20 protein-coding genes and 1 riboswitch are annotated in these 18,501 nt (G+C 63.4%); of the genes, 6 read left to right on the top strand and 14 right to left on the bottom strand.

What is annotated here, in order from left to right; all coding sequences use genetic code 11:
• Positions 1-16 precede the first annotated feature (16 nt).
• From PNAP_RS10815 to PNAP_RS10880, 14 genes are all read right to left on the bottom strand, one after another.
• Positions 17-451, bottom strand: coding sequence for a cobalamin biosynthesis protein (locus PNAP_RS10815; protein ID WP_011801542.1), 435 nt, complete (start codon positions 449-451; stop codon positions 17-19).
• Positions 448-1,209, bottom strand: a complete 762-nt coding sequence (locus tag PNAP_RS10820; RefSeq protein WP_011801543.1) for a cobalamin biosynthesis central domain-containing protein — start codon at positions 1,207-1,209, stop codon at positions 448-450. Before PNAP_RS10820 ends, PNAP_RS10815 begins: the two co-directional genes overlap by 4 nt.
• Positions 1,206-2,027, bottom strand: a complete 822-nt coding sequence (cobI, locus tag PNAP_RS10825; protein WP_011801544.1) for a precorrin-2 C(20)-methyltransferase — start codon at positions 2,025-2,027, stop codon at positions 1,206-1,208. The genes PNAP_RS10820 and cobI overlap by 4 nt, the downstream gene beginning before the upstream one ends.
• Positions 2,024-3,334, bottom strand: coding sequence for a bifunctional cobalt-precorrin-7 (C(5))-methyltransferase/cobalt-precorrin-6B (C(15))-methyltransferase (locus PNAP_RS10830; protein ID WP_011801545.1), 1,311 nt, complete (start codon positions 3,332-3,334; stop codon positions 2,024-2,026). Before PNAP_RS10830 ends, cobI begins: the two co-directional genes overlap by 4 nt.
• Complete coding sequence (locus PNAP_RS10835) at positions 3,331-4,428, bottom strand: cobalt-precorrin-5B (C(1))-methyltransferase (protein ID WP_011801546.1); 1,098 nt, start codon at positions 4,426-4,428, stop codon at positions 3,331-3,333. Before PNAP_RS10835 ends, PNAP_RS10830 begins: the two co-directional genes overlap by 4 nt.
• On the bottom strand, positions 4,425-5,111 hold the full coding sequence (locus tag PNAP_RS10840; protein ID WP_011801547.1) for a precorrin-8X methylmutase: 687 nt from the start codon (positions 5,109-5,111) through the stop codon (positions 4,425-4,427). Before PNAP_RS10840 ends, PNAP_RS10835 begins: the two co-directional genes overlap by 4 nt.
• Positions 5,108-6,073 carry a sirohydrochlorin chelatase gene (locus tag PNAP_RS10845; RefSeq protein ID WP_011801548.1) on the bottom strand — a complete coding sequence of 322 codons (966 nt, stop codon included), beginning with the start codon at positions 6,071-6,073 and terminating at the stop codon, positions 5,108-5,110. The genes PNAP_RS10840 and PNAP_RS10845 overlap by 4 nt, the downstream gene beginning before the upstream one ends.
• Positions 6,070-6,894 (bottom strand): precorrin-4 C(11)-methyltransferase, encoded by an 825-nt coding sequence (cobM, locus tag PNAP_RS10850; protein WP_011801549.1) that lies wholly within the window; start codon positions 6,892-6,894, stop codon positions 6,070-6,072. Before cobM ends, PNAP_RS10845 begins: the two co-directional genes overlap by 4 nt.
• A gap of 195 nt (positions 6,895-7,089) precedes the next feature.
• Positions 7,090-7,327: riboswitch (cobalamin riboswitch) on the bottom strand.
• Between the two features lie 149 nt (positions 7,328-7,476).
• The gene (locus tag PNAP_RS10855; RefSeq protein WP_011801550.1) at positions 7,477-8,442 is read right to left on the bottom strand and encodes an AEC family transporter; all 966 of its coding nucleotides are present in this window, start codon (positions 8,440-8,442) and stop codon (positions 7,477-7,479) included.
• A gap of 29 nt (positions 8,443-8,471) precedes the next feature.
• Entirely contained in the window at positions 8,472-9,371 is a 900-nt protein-coding gene (locus PNAP_RS10860; RefSeq protein WP_011801551.1) for an NAD(P)-dependent oxidoreductase, read from the bottom strand.
• Between the two features lie 246 nt (positions 9,372-9,617).
• Positions 9,618-10,748, bottom strand: coding sequence for a branched-chain amino acid ABC transporter substrate-binding protein (locus PNAP_RS10865; protein ID WP_011801552.1), 1,131 nt, complete (start codon positions 10,746-10,748; stop codon positions 9,618-9,620).
• A 176-nt stretch (positions 10,749-10,924) separates the two neighbouring features.
• The gene (locus PNAP_RS10870) at positions 10,925-11,272 is read right to left on the bottom strand and encodes a hypothetical protein (RefSeq protein WP_011801553.1); all 348 of its coding nucleotides are present in this window, start codon (positions 11,270-11,272) and stop codon (positions 10,925-10,927) included.
• On the bottom strand, positions 11,269-11,709 hold the full coding sequence (locus tag PNAP_RS10875) for a DNA polymerase III subunit chi (protein ID WP_011801554.1): 441 nt from the start codon (positions 11,707-11,709) through the stop codon (positions 11,269-11,271). The genes PNAP_RS10870 and PNAP_RS10875 overlap by 4 nt, the downstream gene beginning before the upstream one ends.
• Entirely contained in the window at positions 11,706-13,238 is a 1,533-nt protein-coding gene (locus PNAP_RS10880) for a leucyl aminopeptidase (protein ID WP_011801555.1), read from the bottom strand. The genes PNAP_RS10875 and PNAP_RS10880 overlap by 4 nt, the downstream gene beginning before the upstream one ends.
• A gap of 78 nt (positions 13,239-13,316) precedes the next feature.
• Between PNAP_RS10880 and lptF the strand changes: the two genes are divergently transcribed.
• The 6 genes from lptF to PNAP_RS25635 all read left to right on the top strand — a co-directional run bounded on the left by lptF (position 13,317) and on the right by PNAP_RS25635 (position 18,473).
• A complete protein-coding gene (lptF, locus tag PNAP_RS10885; RefSeq protein WP_011801556.1) occupies positions 13,317-14,438 on the top strand; it encodes an LPS export ABC transporter permease LptF in 1,122 nt (373 codons plus the stop codon).
• The gene (gene lptG / locus PNAP_RS10890; RefSeq protein WP_011801557.1) at positions 14,435-15,574 is read left to right on the top strand and encodes an LPS export ABC transporter permease LptG; all 1,140 of its coding nucleotides are present in this window, start codon (positions 14,435-14,437) and stop codon (positions 15,572-15,574) included. The genes lptF and lptG overlap by 4 nt, the downstream gene beginning before the upstream one ends.
• A gap of 35 nt (positions 15,575-15,609) precedes the next feature.
• Complete coding sequence (locus tag PNAP_RS10895) at positions 15,610-15,987, top strand: sirohydrochlorin chelatase (RefSeq protein WP_011801558.1); 378 nt, start codon at positions 15,610-15,612, stop codon at positions 15,985-15,987.
• Positions 15,988-16,091: 104 nt separating this feature from the next.
• Complete coding sequence (locus tag PNAP_RS10900; protein WP_011801559.1) at positions 16,092-17,036, top strand: CysB family HTH-type transcriptional regulator; 945 nt, start codon at positions 16,092-16,094, stop codon at positions 17,034-17,036.
• Between the two features lie 3 nt (positions 17,037-17,039).
• Positions 17,040-18,224, top strand: coding sequence for a pyridoxal phosphate-dependent aminotransferase (locus tag PNAP_RS10905; protein WP_011801560.1), 1,185 nt, complete (start codon positions 17,040-17,042; stop codon positions 18,222-18,224).
• Positions 18,225-18,314: 90 nt separating this feature from the next.
• Entirely contained in the window at positions 18,315-18,473 is a 159-nt protein-coding gene (locus PNAP_RS25635; protein ID WP_011801561.1) for a DUF3309 family protein, read from the top strand.
• Positions 18,474-18,501: the final 28 nt, after the last annotated feature.

An 18,501-nucleotide genomic window follows, 5' to 3' on the forward strand; every position in this document is an offset into this window, starting at 1 on the left:
GAAACTAAAAATAAAATTACAGCGGGAAACCGTTGCAGCGGGCTAATGAAACCGTGGCGTGGCGCCCGTCGGCGCCCCGGTGCTTGTGCTTTTCGACCAGCAGCGCCGTGGCGGGAAGCACTGGCCCCATCGCCGATGCGGCCAGCAGCGCGGCGGCTTCGCTGACCGACGGGCTGCCGGTGTACTTGCGCACCGTCTCGGACGGGTTGGGCACGGGCACGGCGGCCAGTTGTCCGGGGGTGTAGAACGTCATGCGCCAGCCATGCTGCGCGGCCAACGCCAGCAGCCCCGGCTCGTCGGCCTTGAGGTCGATGCTGGCAGCCGCCGCCACGTCGGCCAGGCAGGCGCCGGCCAGCGCCAGCGCTTCGCCCAGGGCCTGCTGCAGCGTGGCCAGCGGCGTGCCCCGGTCGCAGCCCAGGCCGACGGCGATTTTCAGGGTCGCAGCGCTCATGCGGCTTGCGGCGGGCGGTACACCACCAGGCGCTCGTTCAGCTGCTGCCAGCGCTCGTCCGTCACCTCGGCATGGGTGATCCACAGCACGGCCTTGAAGTGGCTCAGGTCCACGTCGTCAAAGCGCTCGAACTTGTGGATGGTCGCCGGCAGCGGCGTCGGCCGGGTCCACCAGTCGGGGCTGCCGGCTTCCTGCACGACGGCAATCGGCTCGCCGTTGACGACATGCGCCGAGACGCGGGTGATGTTGAGCTTGGGCGCCTCGACCTTCCAGCCCAGCTCGCGGCCCAGAATGTCCACTGGAATGGTTTTGCCCACGTCGGACGCGGTGGTCAGGACGGCGGTGGCGCCGAGCAGCGCGGCGACCTGCTCGGCCATGGCATTGGCGCCGCCGACGTGGCCCGACAGCACCGGAATGACAAACTGCCCGGCGTCATCGACCACCAGCACGCCCGGGTCTTCGTCCTTGCTTTTCAGGTGCGGCGCAATCAGGCGCACCACCGCGCCCAGCGAAACGAAGAAAACGACCTGGTCAAACCCGGTGAACAGCGTGGCGATCTCGTCGCGGAAAGCGCCGCTGTAGGCACGCACCGGGTTGGGCAAACCGGCCATGAGTGGCGCAAATTTTTCAGCCACACAGACGCTGGCCTGCGGCAACTGGCGCGCCAGTCCGGCGGTTTGCTGCGCGCCATGTTTGGTGATGGCGACAAGGACGACGCGTACGCCCGGACTGGTTTCCGGTAAGGTGTGAATGGTCATGGCTGGTTTTCCTCTTCTTCGATTTCAGTGCTTGTTTTCTTGCGGCAGCCGCGCAGCATGTCGCCGCGCACGCGGTCAGGGTTCTTGACCAGCAGCAGCGACAGGTAATTGACCTTCGTTCCCTTGAGTTCGGCCACGTCGTGAACAATCCGCTCGACCGGCGAGCCGGCTTTTTCAATGAAGCGGCTGTGCGCCAGCAAGCCCCGGCGCGCCAGCAGGTCGATCAGGTCGTCCAGCAGCGGCTTGACCTTCATCAGCACCAGCGTGTCGAAGTCGTCCAACATCTTTTCGACCGCCGCGATGCCGTAGGCGGCGGGCACGATGGCAATCGTGTCGTCCTGCTCCGACAGCGGCATCTGCAGCCGGGCGCAGGCCGCGTTGAACGAGGTCACGCCGGGCACGATGTCGATGTTGGCGTCAGCGTCCAACTCGCGCAGCACGCGCGCCAAATAGCAAAAGCTGGCGTAGGTGGAGGCATCGCCTTCGACCAGGAACAGCACGTCCCGCCCTTGCGCCAGCAGCGCCTGCACGGTTTGCGCGGCCTTGAGCCAGTGGCGGGCGAGCTTTTCCACATCGTGCGTCATGGGGAACAGCAGCGGCTGGTGCGCTGCCGGCAGCGCCAGCCCGGCGCGCAGCGCGATGTCGAGCGCGTAGCTTTCCTTGCGCAGGCTGCGCACCGGGTAAGTCCACACGGCATCGGAACGCTCCAGCAAGGCCCAGGCGCGGCGCGTGATCAGGCCCGGATCGCCGGGGCCTAAAGACACGCCGAACAGGTGGCCCGGCGCGATGGCCGGAGAAACCGCTTGAAGATCAGTCATTGCTTTTCTCCGTCTTTCCGGGCGCACACCAGCCAGACCGGGTTTTCAGCGGCCATGCGGTTCATGTGCAAAATCGGCTTGCTGCGCGAGGCCTGCAGCTGCAGCACATCCCAGGACACGCCCAGCGCCTTGAGCGTTTCGACGGCCGTTCCCAGGTTTTCGAGCGTGACGAAGTTCATCACCAGCCAGCCCTCGGATTTCATGCGCTGCAATACCAGGCGGATCAGCCCGGCCAGTTCGCCGCCCGAGCCGCCGATGAACACGGCATCCGGGTCGGGCCAGTGCTGCAGGCCTTCGGGCGCCTTGCCATGCACCAGCGTGTGGTTGCTGATGCCCATCGCCCGGCGGTTGGCCCGCACGATGGCGCTGTCATCGACGTTTTTTTCAATCGCGTACACATGGCCCTGGCTGCACAGCCGCGCAGCTTCCAGGCCCACGGAACCCGAGCCGGCGCCAATGTCCCAGACCACGCTGCCGGCGCGCAGTTGCATGCGGGCCAGCGACACCACGCGCACTTCGTTCTTGGTGATCAGGCCTTTTTCCGGGTAGCGCTGCTGGTAGCTGGCATCGGGCAGGCCCAGCAGCACCGGCTGCGTGCGCGCACGGATGCGCCACAGCAGCACCACGTTCGGATCGGCAAACGGCATCTGCGCGGCGGCACTGATGCTCATGCCGCTGACGATGCGTTCGTCGGGCTGGCACAGGCGCTCGGCCACCGCCATCTCGAAATCATCGGCCAGGCCCTCCGTGACCAGCATGCGGGCGATGCGGTCGGGCGTGTTGGCGGGGCTGGTGAGAATAGCCAGGCGGTCGTTTTGCCGTATGTCACGCAGCAGCGCGTAGAGGCCGTGGCCAGGCTCCGAACCTTCCGCCCAGTCGCCGGCATCCTTGCTGTGGACCGACGAAAACTTCATGTCCTGCCACGGCAGACTGAGCCGGGCGCAGGCCAGTTGCAGCGTCGAGACATTGGGCAGCACCTCGATGGCCTCGATGCACAGGCGCGACGCCAGGTAGGCGGCGATGCCGTGGCACAAGGGGTCGCCGGTGGCAAGCACCACCACACGCTGGGCGTCGGCCTGGGCGGCGCGAATCCACTCCGGCACCTGCGACAGCGCGCCGGTCAGGTCAAGCCGCTGGGCAGACGGGTCGATGTGCGCGCCAAACAGCTGCAGCACGCGCGTGCCGCCAATCACCAGTTGCGCCTGCTGCAAATGCGCCAGCGCGGCGCGGCCCAGGCTGGCCTCGCCGTCATCGAGCACGCCGATGATCCGGCATTTTTCAATCAGATTTATCGTTTCGGAATTCAAGGGGCCTCCGCTATCTTGCGACCGTCAAAGTCGCAGACCAGCACTTTCAAATCAAATTTATCGGGATAACGCGCCTGCAGGGTCTGAATCACGCGCTGCGCCAGCGCGGTGTGAAAGGCCGTGCCCAGGCCCAGCGCATCCATGCGCTCGCCGGCATAACGCGCGGTTTCGTTCTGGCGAATCGCCTCGCACACCTCGGGCGCCGCGCCCAGGCCGGCGGCAATGTCGGCCAGCAGGCCGGTATCGACCTCGGCGCGGCCGGCGTGGGTGATGGTTTCGCCCTGCGCTATTTTTGTCAGCTTGCCGACCATGCCGCCGATCACTACCTGCTTCAAACCAGCCTTCACCGCCGCGCTCATGGCGTAGCGCAAGAAATCGCCCATCTGCACAAAAGCCGGCTCGGGCAGGTGCGGCATTTCGGCCATCACGAATTTCTCGGTGCGCCCGCCGGTGGTCAGCACCACCACGCCGTGGCCCAGCGTGCCCGCCACCTGCACGCCCTGCACCACGCTGGCCCGGTAGGCCGCCGTCGAATACGGCTTGACGATGCCGGTGGTGCCCAGGATGGAAATGCCGCCCAGGATGCCCAGCCGGGCGTTCAAAGTCTTCCTGGCCATCTCCACGCCTTGCGGCACCGAAATGCAGACCTCGAAGCCGGCCTCGTCCAGCAGTTCGCCGGCCGCAGCCTGCACATTGGCCGTGATGTTGCGACGCGGCACCGGGTTGATGGCCGGGCCGCCCACCGTCAGCCCCAGGCCGGGCATGGTCACGGTGCCGACGCCAAAACCGCCGGTCAGCAGCACCTGGCCGGGCAGGTCGCGGCGCAGCGTCACGTCGGCCGTGAGGTGCGCCTTGTCGGTGCAGTCGGGGTCGTCGCCCGCGTCCTTGATGACCATGGCGTGGGCGGTGTCGCCGTTGACCGCGCCGTCCAGTACCGAAAACGTCACCAGGTCGCCATTAGGCAGCAGGCATTCGATGCGGTCCGGCACCTGTCCGGTTACCAGCCCCAGCGTGGCCGCGCGCGCCGCCGCCGCCGAACACGCGCCGGTGGTGAAGCCGGTGCGCGTGCCGCGCGGCGCGTTTTTGTCCATCATGCGAGGGTTTTCCGCGCCAGCTCTTGCGCTTCGGCCAGCCCCAGCAGGGCATGAATGGCGGCCACCACCAGCGTCGAGCCGCCCTTGCGGCCGCGAATCACCACCCAGGGCACGTCATTTTCCAGCGCCATCAGATCCTTGGATTCGGCCGCCGAGACAAAGCCGACCGGCATGCCGACGACCAGCGCCGGGCGCGCGCCCTCGTCATGGATCAGCCGCACCAGTTCGATCAGTGCGGTCGGCGCATTGCCGATGCCGACAATGGCGCCGTCGATCAAGCCCAGCCGGTGCGCCTTGCGCATGGCCTGCACGGCGCGGGTCGTGCCTTCGGCCTTGGCGGCTTCAATCACATCGGCATCCGAGATGAACTGGTGCGTGGCCATGCCGAAATGGCCCAGCCGCGGCGCCGACAGGCCGACGCAGATCATCTCCACATCGGCGACCACGCGGGTGCCGCGCGACAGGATGGCGGCCACGCCGGCGTCCACCGCGCGCGGGTGAAAGTCGGTCAGGCCGTTGAAGTCGAAGTCGGCATTGGCGTGGATCATGCGGCGCACGATGGGCCACTGGCCGGCGGTGTAGGCATGCGCGGCCACTTCGCGGTCAATCACGGCAAAGGAGTCATGCTCGATGGCCCGGCCGGCGGCGGTGAGCTGCTCGGTGACGGTGTTGGCGGTATTCATGGGTGGGCGTGCTCGTGGCGATGGTCGTGCGGATGCGCGTGGTCATGCGGATGAATCTGAACGATGGCCTGGGCATGCGGATGCGGGTGTTCGTGAGCGTGGTGGTGGTCGTGCGCAATGGCATCGTCATGGTGATGCCCGCCCAGGCCATGTTCAACGCCGAATTCGCGGTACTTGCAGCCGTCGCACGGCATGCGCAACTCCGGCGCGCCGCGCTTCAGGTCATTCACCCGCGCTTCCAGCAGCTCAAAGATTTCGCGTTCAAAACCGAAGTACGCCGTCGAGGTAAAGCGGATGGCCGGGTACTGCGCTTTCAGGTTTTCAACCTGCCGCGTGATGCGCTCGACCAGCGTGCCGTTGAACAGGTAGTACGGCAGCACCACCACCTGCGTCATGCCCAGCAGGCTTTGCCGCTGCACGGCTTTTTCAAGGCGCGGCCAGGTGATGCCGGTGAACGCCAGATCGACCAGTTCATGGTCGGTTTCCTCCATCAGCCAGCGCGCCATCTTGGCCATCTCGCCGTTGGCCTGCCGGTCCGACGAGCCGCGCCCCAGCATCACCACGCCCGTGGTCGTCGGGTCGGGCATGTCCAGCGCCTGCATCGCGCCTTTCAGGCGGCGCTTGACGATGGACAGAATCGGGTCGCAGGCCGCGAGGTGCGGCGCGTACAGGAACTGCACCTGCGCAAACTTCAGGCGCGCGCCGTCAATGGCCTGCGGAATGTCCATCTTGACGTGGCCGGCGGCATTCAGGATCAACGGCACCACCAGCACCCGCTGCGCGCCTGTCGCGGCGCGGCGCAGGCCTTCGCTCATGGTGATCTCGGAGAACTCGATGAAGCAAACCTCGATGCGCCAGCCTGGCTGGCGCACGCGCCACTGCTGCGCAAAGGCTTCAATCTCGTCGTTGCCCGATTTTTCGCGTGAGCCGTGGCCCACCAGAAGAATAGTGTCTGCAGTCATGGTGTTTCCGGAAGGTCTTGGGGAATGTCGGGCGTCGCGCCGGTGCTGGCGCGCCGGAATTTGTGGGTAAAGCTGGCGTCGTACAGCTTGGACTTGGCCAGCGTTTGCCAGTGCCGCGCGCCCAGCGTCGGGCTGGCGATGATCATGGACTGGCTGACGATTTTTGCCTCGCGGCACAGGGCCTGGATGGTCGCCACCGTGCCCCGGATGATTTTTTCCTCGCCCGGCCAGCTGGCCTTGTGGACCACCACCACCGGCGCGTCCGGCGACCAGCCGGCCGCCGTCAGCGCCGCCGTGACACGTCCCATCAGCGTGATGCTCAAGAAGATGCACAGGGTGCTGTGGTGCGCCGCCAGCGCTGCCAGCGACTCGCCCTCGGGCATCGGCGTGCGCCCTTCCATCCGGGTAAAAATCACGGTTTGCGTAACTTCGGGCAGCGTCAGGCTTTCCACCGCCGCCGCCGCCGAGGCCATGGCCGACGACACGCCCGGCACCACCGCAATCGGAACGCCCGCCGCGTCCAGCGGCTGCACCAGCTCGATCAGCGCGCCATACAGACCGGGGTCGCCGGTCTGCAGGCGCACCACGGTCTGGCAGCGCCCGGCCTGCGCGATCAGCCAGGCCGACATCTGCTCCAGCGTCATGTCCTTGCTGTCGGCGATCACGCAGCCCGCCGGCGCCCAGCGCGTGGCGGCCTCGCTGACCAGGGAACCGGCGAACAAAATAGCGCCGGCGCGCTCGATCAGCGCCCGGCCCTTCACGGTGATGAGTTCCGGGTCGCCAGGCCCTGCGCCCACAAACCAGACAGTGCCGCCGTTCATGACATCGACGCTGAAAAGCGTTGCCTCAACATATCGTCCCCTCCACGCCCATCGCGCGATAGATTAAATGGGTGTGATGCAGCGAAGGGGAGAAAAGGACAGAGAAGGCGAAGCCGCAAGAGCAGCGGATGCCGGTGCAAAAGATGCCCGAAACCGCTGTGGACTGTCGCCTGCTGACCCTTGCCCATCGCAAGATCACGCGCAAGAAATCAGGCCGGTCTCCGGGCTCACGAGTGAAGAAGCTAAAAAGCTTGTTCTGCCAGACCCCCTTCCCATGCGTTGGCACAGTGGTGATGGACCTGGCTTTGACTCGTTTACCGTTGCGAGGGCAGCGTCGGAATAGCGTGGGTTGGTGAATAAACCCGTGCGCACCGACTTCCCGTTTAAGCCTGCAAACCGAAGTCCGCAGGCCACCTGAATTACCGTTTCAGTTTAGCACCCTGAAAATCACTTTCGCAAAACCGCTGGTTGAATCCATCGGTTGCTCCTGATTAAATAGCTGCTGATGCAGGTGGAGTATGCGCAAAAGGCACTATTGCCACTATTTTGGCGTTTGGCGTTTGGCGCGCTCTCAAAGCCGTCTCAGGCGCCCCAGCCCGGCAGTGACCGAAACACCCACAGCAAGAGGCTGATCGACCCGAATGACGCCACGGTGGCGCCCAGCAGGGCCGCAGCCGCCAGGCCATCGCGGCCATACTTTTGCGCCAGGATCGTGTAGATGCCCAGCATGGGGCAAGCCGCCGTCAGCAGCAGGCCCATGCGCATCTGCGGCTCCATGGGCGTCAAGCCGCCGACCTCTGAAAGCAGCAGCACGGCCAGCATGACCAGCGGGTGCAGCAGCAGCTTGCCCACGGCAATCTGCACCACCTGGCGCCGCATGCCCTGGATTTTCAGCCCCACCAGCGCCCCGCCGATCACGAACAGCGACAGCGCGCCGCTGGCCTGGGAAAACAGCGTGACCGTGCGCGCGACCGGAGACGGCAGTTGCCAGCCCATCACCGACACCATGAGCCCGGCCAGCAGCCCGAGCACCATCGGGTTGCGCAGCAAATTCACCAGCGACTGGCGCAGCACCAGATGCCAGGCGCCGCTGCGCCCCTGGCCACTTTCAGCCAGCCCCAGCAGCAGCGGGATCAAAATAAGATTTTCGACCATCATGTTCAGGCCCAGCACCACGCCGGCCACCGGGCCGAGGGTCAGCAAGGCAATCGGATAGCCGACGAAACCGCTGTTGGAGCAGGACATGCCCATGGCGTAGTAGGCGCTGGTGGTGCCGTCTTGCCCGGCCACGCGGCGCGCCCACAGCCAGCCCAGGCCCAGCGTCAGCAGCGAGCCGGCCGCATAGAGGAACAGGTAGCGGCCATTGAGAATCTCGCCAATCGGGCGCTGCGCCAGCGCGTTGAACAGCAGCGCAGGCAGCGCCAGGTTGATCACGAACTTGCCCATCACGCGCATGTCGGCCGGACTGAACAAACCCCGCCGCGTGGTGATAAAACCCAGGACGATGGTGAAATAGATGGGGCCGGTGATGGCCAGGATATCGAGCATCAGCAGCAGTCAGCCACAGTCGCCTTCAATCACGGCTTGCGCGCAGCCAGCAGGCGGTCGGCGTACTCCTGCCAGCGGGCGCCCTTGTCAACCCCCGCAAAGACGCCGGCCCTGGCCTGGTCGGCCACCCACTGGTGCTTGGTGGCGATGGCGGCGGTCATCAAGGGCTCGAACCCGGCTTCGCGCACCGTGTTGGCCGACTCGCGCATTTCCTCGGCCCGGCGCTGGCCGTGCTGCACCACCCGGCTGAAGAAGTAGGCGCCCTGCGCGCTCCAGTCGATGCCCGGAAAGGTTTCCTGCAGCGTCGGCAGCACCTGGTCTTCGACGCCGTAGGCGCGGGCCGTGGCGTAGCTCTCGATCACCAGCGCTTCGAGCCCCTTGATCATGATGCTGCGGCACATCTTGATGGCGCTGGCCACGCCGAGCCGCTCACTCACGGCCCTGGCATCCATGCCCCAGCCGGCCAGCAGCGGCGCCAGTTCGGCGGCCCGGGCGCCGCCCAGCAGCATCGGCACCCGGATGCCATAAGGCGGCACCGAGGTCATCACGCCGGCTTCGACATAATGCGCGCCGGCCGCGTCAATCAGGGCGGCGCACTGCTGCTTGGTGCCGGGCGAGGCGGAATTGAGGTCCAGGAAAATGGCGCCGGGACGGATGAATTGCGCGGCCTCCCGCGCCACGGCCAGGGTGCTGGAGGCGGTCACGGCCGAGATGACCAGGTCGCTCGCCTCGCACAGCGCCTGCAGGCAAGGCTGGGCCGTCACGCCGGCCGCAGCCGCATGCGCCAGCTCGGCCGCCTGCGTGGCTGGACCGGCCAGCTTCAAGTCCCAGACGGACATGGCGGCGATGCCCGGTTGCTCCTTCAGGCCGGCACTGAAGATTTTGCCGACTTCGCCATAGCCGACAAGGCCGATGTTGTTGATGTTCATGAAAATGACCCGGTAAAAAGTAAAGGCTGCGAGGCTACTGGCATTGTGCGCATTTCGCCTGGCTTGCACAGGCCCTGCCCAATCTAGCTGCCAGACTGAAAACGAATAACCGCCCGTGGCCCGGCATCTGCCGCTCAAAGACAAAACGCCCCGTGCTTTGCGAGCACGGGGCGTTCTGGATGGAGGGTTTTACTTGGTCTTTACCTGCCTGTCAAAACCTCATCAGGGCAAATCAGACAGATCACTTCAGTTCAGCGCTGATTTTTTGCCGTCCTTGTACACATACAGGGTGATGGCAGGGTTTTTCAATTCGCCGTTGGGCTCGAATGCGATGGTGGTGGTCACGCCCTTATAGTTTGTTTTGATCAGCTCAGGCGTGTAAACCTTTGGATCGGTGGATTTGGCGCGCTTCATGGCGTCAACGAGTACAAACGTTGCGTCATAGGTGTAGGGGCTGTAAATCTGGAACTGGCCAGGATATTTGGCGTCGTAACGCTTTTTCCAGGCTTCGCCGCCTGGCATCTTGGACAGCGATGCTCCGCCTTCGGCGCAAACCACATTGCCAATGGTCTTGGCGCCGCCAGCCAGCTTGGCCACTTCAGCGGTGCAGATGCCGTCACCGCCAAAAAACTTGACGTTGCTCATGCCGAGTTGCTCCATCTGGCGCAGCATTGGACCGCCTTGCGCATCCATGCCGCCGAAGAAAACCGCATCGGGGCTTTTGGATTTGACGGCGGTCAGAATCGCCATGAAGTCAGTCGCCTTGTCGGTGGTGTACTGCTCATCGACAACCGTCATGCCCTTGGCCATGGCGGTCTTTTTGAACACTTCGGCCACGCCCTGGCCGTAAGCGGTACGGTCGTCGATGATCGCGACTTTTTTCAGTTTCAGTGCATCGGCGGCATAAAAGGCCAGGCCAGCGCCCAGGGCGTTGTCATTGGCAATGATGCGGTAGGTTGTTTTGTAGCCAGGCTTTGTCAGGTTGGGGTTGGTGGCAGCGCCTGTCACCATGGGGATGCCGCAGTCGTTGTAAACCTTGGAAGCAGGAATAGTGGTGCCGGAGTTCAGATGACCCACCACACCGGCCACTTTAGAGTCGCACAGTTTTTGTGCAACCGCCGTGCCCTGTTTTGGATCAGCGGCATCGTCTTCAGCCACCAGTTCAAATTTGATTTTTTTGCCGCCGATGACGATGTTTTGAGTGTTCAGCTCTTCAATGGCCATGCGCACGCCATTTTCATTGTCTTTGCCATAGTGGGCCTGCGCACCGGACATCGGTGCCACATGACCAATTTTCACGACAGCATCCTGCGCTGAAGCCAGGCCTGCCACCATTGCAAGGGTTGCCACTACTGTCAATTTCAATTTCATCTGCATAAAAAACACTCCGGTTAGGAAATTACCTGTGAAGGTTGAGAACATTTTTTAACTCAACAGGAAGGAACATAACGCAATTTTTGGGCCTGCACCATAGCAACGTCCCTAGGTGGGCTTTGATCAGAGGGTTTGCCTTGACAAGCATCATTCACCGTGAAAATAAGCCTCAAGCTGCGTCAGAGCACATCCTGTTGCCGGCTTTGCGGCCGAGCCGCAAAGGCCTCCGATTCCTGCCCAAACGCCTGGCTCACGGATTCACGCACGACCAGTTCAATCTCCTCCCGAAGACGCGGCAAGAGGCCGTCGGCATGCTCCAGGATCAGTTGCTCGATGGCCTCGTGCAAACGCCGCTCCAGCACCAGGTCGATGCGCTGCAGCACGCGCCGGACCATCAGCTCCTGCATTTCAGCCGAAGCCGGGGCCACACCCACGGCGCCGCCGGATGCAGCTCCGCCAGCAACAACCGGATGGACGATTTCGGTCAGCGTGGGCACGTCAGCCGGCGGCCCTGTCAGGCGGCTCATGCCGCGCCTCTGGCCCGGCTGGCCAGGTCATGCCTTTTCAGGGTGTAGCCGCGCGCCGCGTAATGTTTCCAGCGGTCTCGTCCGGCCGGTACATCCTCGGGGTGTATTGAAACCACCTCGATCAAGCGCTCGAATCCTTCAAACCCGCCAGGCACGCCCTGGCCCAGGTTCACCAGGATGTCACGGCCCGGACAATCCGCCGGCGATGCCGCCAGCACGACGGGCGTGGCCGCCAGTGTGCCGGGCGATGCCGCGCCCGTGCAATGCGGAACAAATTCCGTCGCGGAAAAACTCCACAGCAGCGCATCGAGTTCCGCCAGCACTTCAGGCTCGGCGATGACCGCTACCGTGGCGCCGCTGAGATAGGCCTTGCGCAGCAAACGGCAGCCATAAGCCAGTTTGTCGGGCACATTGAAATGAAAGGCGATCTCGGTCATGCCCGGGTTTTGGCGGCAGGCGTGCTTTTTCGGGCGGGCCTGGTTTTTGGGCTTGCCTTGACGGGCTGCGCGGCCGGCACTGCCTGCACCTGGCCAAGCAAAAAGTCGAGCAGCAACGCCACCGGGCGGCCGGTCGCCCCCTTGGCGGCACCGCTTTTCCAGGCCGTTCCGGCAATGTCCAGGTGCGCCCATGCAAAGTCGGCGGCAAAGCGCTGCAGGAACTTGGCGGCCGTCACCGCACCGCCCGCGCGTCCGGCCACATTGGCGACATCGGCAAAATTGCTTTTCAGGCCTTCGGCGTAGTCGTCGTCCAGCGGCATCCTCCAGCACGGATCGAGCGAGGATTCACCCGCCCTGGCCAGGGATTCGGCCAGGGCCTCGTTATTGGAAAAAAGCCCGCTGCGCACCCCGCCCAGCGCCACCACGCAAGCCCCGGTCAGCGTGGCGATGTCAACCACGGCCCTAGGCTTGAGGCGGGCGGCATAGGTCAAGGCATCGCACAGCACCAGCCGCCCTTCGGCATCGGTGTTGAGGATTTCGATGGTCTGGCCACTCATGCTGGTGACCACGTCGCCGGGCTTGATGGCGCGGTCGCCGGGCATGTTTTCGCAGGCCGGGATCAGCCCCACCACATTGAGCCCCGGCTGCAGCTCGGCCAGCGCCCGGAACGTGCCGAGCACGCTGGCCGCGCCGCACATGTCGAATTTCATCTCGTCCATTTCGGCCGCCGGCTTGATCGAAATGCCGCCGGTGTCAAAGGTGATGCCCTTGCCGATCAGCACCACCGGCGCTTCTGCCTTGGCAGCGCCCTCATAGCGCAGCACGATGAAACGCAAGGGCTCGGCCGTGCCCTGCGCAACCGCCAGGAAGGCGCCCATGCCGAGTTTTTCAATTTCCTTGGGGCCCAGCACTTCGGTCTTGATGCGGGGCAGTTTTCCGAGTTCCTTGGCCGCGCCTGCGAGCAGCGTCGGCGTGGCATGGTTGGCCGGTCGGTTGGCCCATTCCTTGGCCAGCTCAATCCCCTTGGCCAGGCCGACGGCCTTGTCGAATCCTGCCTGCGCATTGGCAAGGCCGTCCACCGCAACCACCATCTGCTGCAGTTTTGCGGCAGCGGGTTTGGACTTGGTCGTGGTGTAGGCGTAAGCCGTCTCGGAGCAGGCCACGATGGCGGCGCGCACGGCCTCGGGCTGCAGGGTAGGGAGCGCATTGAGGCACAGCACGGCGCGCTGGACATTATTGCCGGCCTTCAAGGCGCCCATGGCGGCATTGACGGCGGTACGGACACTTTTTGGACTGGCGTCGCCTGCCCCGACCAGCAGCACCCGCGTGGCCGCAATGCCAGTCACCCGGTAGGCGTTCAGCAGCTTTCCCGGCTTGACCTCCAGATCGCCCGACTTGATCGCCAGTGCGGCAAGCACTGACAAGGCGTCGTCACCGGCAGTCAGGCCTTCGGGGATGAGCACAATCAGCGCGTCGGCTTTTTCGTTGCAAATAAGGGTGCGGGTCAGAGTTTTAAGTTCAAAGTCCATAATTCAGGGTTCAGGGTCCGGTAGAGAAACCAACTTACACACATAACAACAAAGCAACGCAAGGCAGCCATTCAGTCAATGTTATTCCAATCTTCAATTCGCAAGGAATTGGCGCGCGCTTTTGGTGCCACCCTCGTGGTGCTCATCACCATCGTCATGACCATCGTACTGATTCGTACCCTGGGCCAGGCTTCGCGCGGCTCCATCAGCCCACAGGACGTGATGCTTTACATGGCCTATTCCGGCCTCGGGCGCCTGCCGACCATCCTGACCATCTCGCTGTTCATTGCCATGGTCAGCACCCTGACGCGCATGTACCGCGACAGTGAAATGGTGGTGTGGTTCACCAGCGGCCAGGGGCTGGCCGGCTTTTTGCGCCCGCTGTTTCACTTTGCCTGGCCGGTGCTGCTGGTCATTACCCTGATGGCGCTGTTTGTCTGGCCCTGGACCAACCAGCAGACCAAGGACATGCAAAGCCGCTACCAGCAACGCGGCGACCTGGACCGCATCACGCCCGGCGTGTTCCAGGAATCCTCCAGCGGCAACCGGGTGTTTTTCATCGACCGCGATCTGGCGGGCGAGAAGGCCAGCACCAACGTGTTCATTGCCGCCACCGAAAAAGGGAAAAGCTCGATCACCACCGCGCAGTCGGGCCGGATTGAAAGCCGGGGCGACGCCCGGTTCCTGATGCTGTCCAACGGCCAGCGGCTTGAAAATGACCTGGAAAAATCGGCGCTCAAGATCAGCGACTTCAAGGAATATGGCGTCAAGACCAATGATTCCGGGCTGCTTGGCGAATCCGCACCCGAGGCCAAGCTGCTGTCCACCCGCGCGCTGATCAAAGACCCCACGCGCAGCAACCTGGGCGAGCTGGCATGGCGGCTTGGCCTGGCCCTGTCGGCCTTCAATTTTGTGTTTCTGGCGGTCGCGCTGGCAAAGGTCAATCCCCGGGGCGGGCGCAGCGGCAACATGATGTTTGTCGTGCTGGCCTTCGTGGTTTACAACAACCTGGTCAACCTGGGCCAGAGCTGGATTTTTGTCGGACTGATCAGTTTTGGCGCTCTGTTGCTCGCCTTGCATGGTGGCGTCCTGCTGCTCGGGCTGGCATGGCTGGCCAAGCGGCACGCCAACTGGCGCTTCAGGCTGAAACGCCAGCCACCGCATGCACCGCTTGCGCTGCGCGCCGGGAGCCCGCCATGAAAACCATACGCCGCCTGATTTACGGTGAAGTGCTCGGCTCGATTGCGCTGGTCGCCATGGGCTTCCTGGCCCTGTTCTTCTTTTTTGACCTGGTCGATGAACTCCAGTACTTGGGCAAGAACAACGGCGCCGGAGACAGCATTTACCAGATCAGGCATGCGCTGCTGTATGTGGCGCTGCTGATTCCCAACCACTTGTATGAACTGCTGCCGATCTCGGTCCTGATTGGCAGTATTTTCGTCATGTCGCGCCTGGCGCAGAGTTCGGAATACACCATTTTGCGCACCAGCGGACTCGGCCCCTGGCGCGCACTGAAGCTGCTGCTGTGGCTGGGTGCATTTTTTGTGGCGCTCAGCTTCCTGGTGGGCGACTACATCGCACCGGCCAGCGAACGCGCTGCCCAGCTCATGAAGGCCCGCTACCAGAACAAGATCACCGTGGGCCAGACCGGCGCCTGGCTGAAGGAAAAACAGGTGTCCAGCAACTTCATCGTCAACGTGAGCGAACTCTCGCCCAACAACGAAATGCATGGCGTGCGTATTTACGAGTTCAACCACCAGGGGCTGATCGTATCGACCACCGAAGCACCGGTAGCGGCATTTTCCCTGAATACCGCCTGGCAGCTGCGCAATGCCACGCGAACCGAGTTCGACGTCACCACCAGCGCGGGCGGCGTCAATGCACCTGCGCAGCAAGCCAAGGTCAAGCGCACCGACGTTGCCAGTTATCGCTGGCCGACGGAAATCAGCACCGAGATGGTGTCCGTGGCGCTGCTCAGGCCAGACCGCATGGCCACGCTTGACCTCTTCAATTACATACGCCATCTGGAGGCCAATGGCCAGACCTCCCAGCGCTATGAAATCGAGTTCTGGAAAAAGGTGTTTTATCCGCTCAGCTGCCTGGTCATGGTGATGCTGGCCCTGCCCTTTGCCTACCTGCATTTCCGCTCTGGCAGCATCACCAGCTATGTGTTTGCCGGCGTCATGATCGGCATCAGCTTTTTCCTGCTCAACAACGTGTTCGGCTACATCGGCAACCTGCGCAACTGGCAGCCCTGGCTGGCAGCGGCCACTCCCGGACTGCTCTACATGGCCATTTCCATGGCTGCGTTCGGCTGGCTGGTGCTCAGGCGCTGACTAGCCCCGCCACAGCCCTTTACCCTTTTGCACCCATGACCCCCACAACTCCAGCGCAACGCGGTATTGTTTTGTTTGCCCATGGTTCGCGTGACCCGCTGTGGCGCCTGCCGATTGAAGCAGTCGCCGCGCAAATCAGCGCCCGCCACCCCGGCACCCTGGTGCGCTGCGCCTATCTGGAAATCTGCTCGCCGTCCCTACCGGAAGCCGCTACTGATTTAATAGCTGTCGGCGCAATCCAGTTAAGGGTATTTCCACTTTTTCTGGGTGTCGGCAAACATGCGCGTGAAGACCTGCCGCTGCTGATCGAAGAAATCCGGCTTTCGCACCCCGGCGTAAGCATTGAACTCCTGCCGACGGCAGGCGAGTATGAACAAATGACGGCCCTGATGGCGGATATTGCCGTGGCCTGAGCCTTGCGTCGCGGTGCTGCCGCGCCCTGGGAAACGGCTCAAGCGCCAAGTTTTCTTTAGTACATTGAAGGCATAATGAAATTTATATTTAGCATGAATTTCATATGAACCTACACCAGTTCCGCTTCGTCCAGGAAGCCGTCCGCCGCAACCTCAATTTGACCGAAACCGCCCGGGCGCTGCATACCTCGCAGCCCGGCGTTTCCAAGGCCATCATCGAGCTGGAAGAAGAACTGGGCGTTGAAATCTTCGCACGCCATGGCAAGCGCCTCAAGCGCGTGACCGAGCCCGGCGAGCATGTGCTCAAAAGCATCGAGCTGATCATGCGTGAAGTCGGCAACCTGCGGCGTATCGGCGAGCAGTATTCCGCGCAGGACAGCGGCACGCTGTCGATTGCCACCACCCACAGCCAGGCCCGCTATGTGCTGCCACAGCCGGTCGCCCGGCTGCGGGAAGCTTTTCCAAAAGTCAACGTCAGCCTGCACCAGGGCTCGCCCGACCAGGTCGCGCGCATGGTTCTGGACGAGGTCGCCGAGATCGGCATTGCCACGGAATCATTGAACCAATACGACGACCTGGTCACGCTGCCCTGCTATGAATGGCAGCACATGCTGGTGATGCCGCTGAGCCATCCGCTGGCCAGCAAGGAACACATCACCCTGGAAGACCTGGCGCTGGAACCCTTGATCACCTACCACCCGTCGTTCAGCGGGCGCACCAAGGTGGACCAGGCATTTGCGGCAAAGCACCTGCATCCGCGCATTGCCCTTGAAGCGATTGACGCCGACGTCATCAAGACCTATGTGCGGCTGGGGCTTGGCGTGGGCATCGTGGCCGAAATGGCGGTCAAGGACGACGGCAGCAACAGTGACCTGCTGACCATCCCGGCGGGTCCTCTGTTCGGCGTCAACGTGGCGCGCGTGGCCTTCAAGCGCAGCGCCTACCTGCGCAATTTTGTTTACAAGTTTGCCGAACTGCTCAGCGACAAGCTCAGCCGCGACCTGATCGTCAAGGCCATGACTGGCCGCCTCAACGACTACGAGGTCTGAAACATGCCAAACCAGCCCATGATTCCCGCCCGCACACCGTTGCTCACGAGCAAGCTGCCGAAGGTCGGCACCACGATTTTTACCGTCATGTCGGCGCTGGCGGCCGAGAAAGGCGCGGTCAACCTCGGCCAGGGCTTTCCTGATTTCGACTGCGACCCGCAACTCGTCAACGCCGTGACCAGCGCCATGCAGCGCGGCCTGAACCAGTACCCGCCGATGGCCGGCGTGCCGGTGCTGCGCGAAGCGGTTGCCGCCAAGCTGGCCGCCCTCTATGGCCGCAGCTACGACGCCGGCAGCGAAATCACCATCACGGCCGGCGCCACGCAAGCCATCATCACCATCATTTTGGCCGTGGTGCATCCGGGCGATGAAGTCATCGTGCTGGAACCCTGCTACGACAGCTATGTGCCCAACATCGAGCTGGCCGGCGGCACGGTGGTGCGCGTGCCTTTGACGCCCGGCACCTTCCGCCCCGATTTCGACAAGATCAGCGCGGCGATCAGCCCCAAAACGCGCGCCATCATCGTCAATTCGCCGCACAACCCGAGCGCGACAGTCTGGAGCCAAGCCGACATGCGCAGGCTGCAGGACATCCTGGCGCCCACCGACATCCTCCTGATCAGCGACGAGGTGTATGAGCACATGGTGTTCGATGCCGACCAGGGCCAGCTCCACCAGAGCGCGGCGCGCTTTGCCGGACTGGCGGCGCGCGCCTTCATCGTCAGCAGCTTTGGCAAGACCTACCATGTCACCGGCTGGAAGGTCGGCTATGTCGCCGCGCCTGCCGCGCTGACGGCGGAGTTCCGCAAGGTCCACCAGTTCAATGTGTTCACCGTCAACACGCCGGTGCAGCATGGGCTGGCCGCCTACATGGCCGATGACCGGCCTTACCTCGACCTGCCGGCTTTGTACCAGCGCAAGCGCGACCTGTTCCGCACCGGGCTGCAAAACACCCGCTTCAGGCTGCTGCCCAGCGAAGGCAGCTATTTCCAGTGCGTGGACATTTCAGCGGTCAGTGACCTGGGCGAGGCCGATTTCTGCCAGTGGCTGACCACCGAGATCGGCGTGGCGGCGATTCCGCTGTCGGCGTTCTATGGCGACGGCTTCGACCAGCGGGTGGTGCGCTTTTGCTTTGCCAAGAAAGACCAAACCCTTCACCTGGCGCTGGAGCGGCTGGCCAAACTGTAGGCAACTCCTGACGCCTGCTCAAGCCCCCTTCCTGCTTGATGAACTCAAGCGACGGGCAAAAATACGGGCATATAAAACAAGGAGTTTTCAATGTCCATCTCGCTTATCCTGCTGATCATTTTGATCCTGATTCTGGTCGGCGCCCTGCCCACCTGGGGTCACAGCCGCAGCTGGGGTTATGGCCCCAGCGGCGGTATCGGCCTGGTGGTCGTGATCCTGATCGTGCTGCTGTTGATGGGCCGAATCTAGCCATTGATTTGCACGATGAAAAAGGGCC

It is taken from the genome of Polaromonas naphthalenivorans CJ2, assembly GCF_000015505.1.
GTDB lineage: Bacteria > Pseudomonadota > Gammaproteobacteria > Burkholderiales > Burkholderiaceae_C > Polaromonas > Polaromonas naphthalenivorans.